Annotated in this window: 1 protein-coding gene; it reads right to left on the bottom strand. The window is 70.3% G+C overall.

The window, feature by feature from the left end; all coding sequences use genetic code 11:
• The coding region (locus CRT60_RS36005; RefSeq protein ID WP_425290387.1) for a beta strand repeat-containing protein at positions 1-1,643 on the bottom strand (1,643 nt) is incomplete at both ends.

Here is a 1,643-nt window from a genome sequence, read left to right as displayed (position 1 = left end):
CCGGTCTGCGTCACCGCATCGGTCGCCGTGGCCGTCAGGGTGCGGCCCACCGTCGTCGCGCCGAAGCCCAGCGTCCCGCCGCTGCTCACCGTCAGGTCCTGCCCGACCGTGCCGCTCAGCGAGGTCGCCAGCGTGTTGGCCAGCGACACGTCGTTGGTCCCGCTGTTGCTCAGCGTCACCGCCCCCGTCAGCGCATTGCCGGCGTTGCCCAGCGTGATCGCGTTGGCGCCGGCGGTAAATGAGGAGGTTCCGCCAACCGTCAGCGCACCGCTCTGGGTCAGCGCACCGCCGCTGCTCACCGTGAGATTACGACCCACCGTGCCGCTGAACGAGGTCGCCAGTGTATTGGTCAGCGACACGTCGTTGGTCCCGCTGTTGCTCAGCGTCACCGCCCCCGTCAGCGCGTTGCCGGCATTGCCCAGCGTGATCGCGTTCGCACCCGCGGTGAAGGACGAGGTTCCGCCAACCGTCAGAGCACCGCTCTGGGTCAGTGCGCCGCCGCTGGTGATCGACACTGTGCCGGTCGTGCGCAACGCCGCGAGGTCGAGCGCCGTGGCGTCGGTGTAGCTGAGCGCTCCCGCCTCATCGGCGGTGTCGGCGGCGTTGCGCGAGCGCAGGTCCAGCGTGGTGACGTCATTGCCGGCATTGCTCAGCGTGATCGCAGCACCGCCGGTCTTGAGCGTCTTCACCGTCAGGCTGCTGGCGCTGATCGCTCCGGTCTGCGTCACCGCATCGCTCGCCGTGGCCGTCAGGGTACGGCCCACCGTCGTGGTGCCGAAGCCCAGCGTCCCGCCGCTGCTCACCGTCAGGTCCTGCCCGACCGTGCCGCTCAGCGAGGTCGCCAGCGTGTTGGTCAGCGACACGTCGTTGGTCCCGCTGTTGCTCAGCGTCACCGCACCGGTCAGCGCGTTGCCGGCGTTGCCCAGCGTGATCGCGTTCGCACCGGCAGTAAACGAAGAGGTTCCGCCAACCGTCAGAGCACCGCTCTGGGTCAGTGCGCCGCCGCTGGTGATCGACACCGTGCCGGTCGTGCGCAGCGCCGCGAGGTCGAGCGCCGTGGCGTCGGTGTAGCTGAGCGCCCCGGCCTCATCGGCGGTATCGGCGGCGTTGCGCGAGCGCAGGTCCAGCGTGGTGACGTCGTTGCCGGCATTGCCCAGCGTGATCGCAGCCCCGCCGGTCTTGAGCGTCTTCACCGTCAGGCTGGTGGCACTGATCGCCCCGGTCTGCGTCACCGCATCGGTCGCCGTGGCCGTCAGGGTGCGGCCCACCGTCGTCGCGCCGAAGCCCAGCGTCCCGCCGCTGCTCACCGTCAGGTCCTGCCCGACCGTGCCGCTCAGCGAGGTCGCCAGCGTGTTGGCCAGCGACACGTCGTTGGTCCCGCTGTTGCTCAGCGTCACCGCCCCCGTCAGCGCATTGCCGGCGTTGCTCAGCGTGATCGCATTGGCACCGGCGGTGAAGGACGAGGTTCCGCCCACCGTCAGAGCACCGCTCTGGGTCAGTGCGCCGCCGCTGGTGATCGACACCGTGCCGGTCGTGCGCAACGCCGCGAGGTCCAGCGCCGTGGCGTCGGTGTAGCTGAGCGCTCCCGCCTCATCGGCGGTATCGGCGGCATTCCGCGAGCGCAGGTCCAGCGTGGTGACGTC

Origin of the sequence: Azospirillum palustre, assembly GCF_002573965.1 — a bacterium.
In the GTDB taxonomy this organism is placed as follows: Bacteria; Pseudomonadota; Alphaproteobacteria; order Azospirillales; family Azospirillaceae; genus Azospirillum; species Azospirillum palustre.
This window is presented reverse-complemented; position numbering and strand designations above follow the sequence as displayed.